The organism is Marinobacter sp. EN3 (assembly GCF_000475315.1).
Classification (GTDB): Bacteria; Pseudomonadota; Gammaproteobacteria; order Pseudomonadales; family Oleiphilaceae; genus Marinobacter; species Marinobacter nauticus.
In genome coordinates this window covers 1-2,845 of record NZ_AXCC01000062.1, presented here as the reverse complement: position 1 = coordinate 2,845, position 2,845 = coordinate 1, and the positions used below count along the sequence as shown (strand labels likewise).

The 2,845-nt window shown below is 55.3% G+C and carries 3 protein-coding genes; all 3 read right to left on the bottom strand.

What is annotated here, in order from left to right:
• Positions 1-16 precede the first annotated feature (16 nt).
• Complete coding sequence (locus tag Q675_RS33920; RefSeq protein ID WP_023011866.1) at positions 17-1,072, bottom strand: hypothetical protein; 1,056 nt, start codon at positions 1,070-1,072, stop codon at positions 17-19.
• Between the two features lie 39 nt (positions 1,073-1,111).
• Positions 1,112-1,654 carry a DUF4123 domain-containing protein gene (locus tag Q675_RS33915; RefSeq protein WP_011787122.1) on the bottom strand — a complete coding sequence of 181 codons (543 nt, stop codon included), beginning with the start codon at positions 1,652-1,654 and terminating at the stop codon, positions 1,112-1,114.
• A 15-nt stretch (positions 1,655-1,669) separates the two neighbouring features.
• A partial coding sequence (locus Q675_RS33910; protein WP_023011865.1) for a type VI secretion system Vgr family protein occupies positions 1,670-2,845 on the bottom strand: 1,176 nt, incomplete at its 5' end.

Here is a 2,845-nt window from a genome sequence, read left to right as displayed (position 1 = left end):
TGTGATGGCCGGACGCTTACGTTTCATCGCCAACTGCTTCCACTTCCCTCAAGGTTCGATGAAGACACTTGGCGAGCACGGTCATTTCAGGGCGTTCGTCTTCATATATTGGGTCTTCCGGATCGGGGGCCTCCTGCCTCTGGTGAACCTGTATAGCTGCCTGCTCGGATAAGGCAGTGTAGTCTCCCGTCAGATCCAAGAGGTATTTTTCCGGACGATCAAACTGCGATTCCACCAAAGGGTTTCGACTTCGCTGAGGCGCGAGACAGCTCGCAAGGAAAGCGTTTCTAGCGCGCCTGCTCACATTGACGGTGTCACCCTCGTCATGTGTTGGCTCTGCAAGAACCATCGAAATGGTATTGCAGCGATCCATTCTGACAAAAGGTTTACGCTGCAAGTAATTGACCCGAGCTCCCGGCCATTGAGACTCACTGAATGCTGCGTGAATGTTAATCCACTTCCCATCTACTCTCGCCGGCAACCAGATTTCAGCTAGTCCTGCACCGGTCACCGCTCGGTAACCAGGTTTTATATCTCCGTTGGTCTCTCGGTAATCGTCAAGAGCCACATCGTGGTAGCGTGTAACGCCCTTATCATCCATTCGCACTTCAAGTTCACGCCATAGCTTCCCCTCATGGAATAGATAAATAAATCCAGGCCGTGACATTACATAGTGAGCCGGGTTTCGGCCCTTGAGAGTCACACCGGATATCAGGGTGGTCGGAATGACGGGGAGAATGACATGGTGCTGCCGCTCTTCTTCTCGATCTATACCAGTTGCATCCTGGAGAAAAGGGACACGAATGGGGTCACCCTCTTCTGCGGCAATCTCCAGCCAAATGTTACGGTTTGGTTGACTCTGCCATGGCCAGATATGAAGGACCGACTCTTCCAAGTCTTCCTTAACCATCCGACTTTCCAAACCTTCTTGCAGCTCAGAATCTGTCTCCTCATAAATCCTGAAACTATGCCCTTCCGGATGCTCTTTGCCCATGACTTCGATAATCAGTGATTTACCCTCACAGGCCGGGCTACAACCAGCTGTAGACTGCTTTGCACTATTCTCAGACATCCCTGTCATTCCTTGCGTTCTAAACGTATCAATTCGGACTCAGGCCTCAGGCGTGTTCAATGCCTGCCACTGAGTTTCTGAAAGCGTTGGTACGGGCAACATAGTGAACAGATTTGGTCTGTCGGTGGTTTGCCAACGTTCCTGACCGCTTTCTCCGTACCAATAAATAACCCTTTCAATCACATCCGCCTGGTCTTGAGTCCCCGGAGATAAGCGTTGCCATACCTCAGGGTCGTAAAGTCGCAGCAGGCCCTGCCTTTCCCCGTCGAAGCGCACTGTCAAGCGAGCCCTTAGCCAACTCGTCACGGACTCAAGGCTCTCAGAGGACTCCAGAATCAGCCCGATAAGCCGCCCCTCTTTCAAGCCTTTCAAAGCCCACTGATACTCCGGGCTCTGCTGTTTAGCCTCCAGAACAACGGGGCTTTCGGCCAGATACTGTTGCCAGTCAGTCTCAGCAAACAGATAAAGCCACTTCGGAACGTCTGTCTGCTCATACAAAGACCGCACAACCGATGGTTTCTGCTGCGCCTCCAGCACTAAAAAACGCACCTTGTCAGTCGAAGGTTTTGCAAATACCACCATGGGCTCCTTCACGTATCACGCTGTCTGATTCTTACCGCAAGGACAGTTCCCAAGCGGACAAGTGCCATCGGGTTTCTGCTGGCACTGCTCAACAATGGCCGTTCGATTCATCCGAGCCTGTTTTAGTCGATGGGCAACGATGGCTTTTGGCTGAGCACTCGCTCTCTGGCTAACCTCCGCCAACGCCTCCGGCGCCACTGACCCGCCAGCAGCCGTCACCAACCCCGGCATCTCCGGCACCTGCACCTTCTGCCCACTGCCTTTACCTGGAGCCCCACCGGCATTCATCTTGATACTCGCGCCCCCCATGGCCACGCCGCTGGGATCGATCTTGACGAAGCTGCCGCCGGCTTTCAGGGTGATTTCGGCGCCGGCTTCGATGACGGCTTTCTGGCCGGCTTTGATGTGCAGTTCGGTGCCGGAATTGCTGAGCCAGGCGGTGCCGGCTTTCAGGTGCAGAGTACCGGTGACATTTAAGCTGTGGTCTTTGCCAGTTTGCTCGCGCTTTTCGCCGTCCACGGTGTGATGGCTGTTGCCTTTGGTGTGGCTGAAGCGGTTGTTTTCCACCGTCAGGTGGCTGTCATTCTTGATAACTTCGGTACGGTTGTTTTCCGTCAGCAGGTCCAGGTCCTTCTGGGCGTGCACGTAGATCTGCTCTTCGCCGGCTTCGTCTTCAAAGCGTAGCTCGTTGCTGCCCTCACCCTTGTGGGTTTTGGTCTTCAGGGTGGTCCGGGTTTTGTGTTCCGGCAGCGCGTACGGCGGTGTGTTGGTGGCGTGGTATGTTCTTCCGGTGATGATGGGCTGGTCCGGGTCGCCGTCCAGGAAGGAGACAATCACTTCATGGCCGATTCTGGGCAGCGCCATAAAGCCGTACTGGCCTCCAGCCCAACCCTGGGCCACACGCAGCCAGGCACTGCTGTGTTCGTCGTTCTTCGAGCATCTATCCCACGGGAATCTTACTTTTACCCGGCCGTACTGGTCGCAGTGGATTTCTTCCCCCTCCGGGCCGGTGACGAGCGCCATCTGGGGGCCGTCCATCACGGGTTTGTGATTACACAGGGGGCGCCAGGTTTTGTCGGCCGGGATGGCGCTGAAGGTGTTGTGGTAGCTGGTGGGCTCACTGCCACCCTCTTCTTCCAGGGCCTGGGGCTGTTTGCCGGTGTGGGTAATAGCGGTGAGCAGCCATTCCCG

Bases quoted from the DNA above. Each gene is read 5' to 3' on its own strand.
- Q675_RS33915 (WP_011787122.1), bottom strand. From the start codon at position 1,654: ATGGTGGTATTTGCAAAACCTTCGACTGACAAGGTGCGTTTTTTAGTG.
- Q675_RS33920 (WP_023011866.1), bottom strand. From the start codon at position 1,072: ATGTCTGAGAATAGTGCAAAGCAGTCTACAGCTGGTTGTAGCCCGGCC.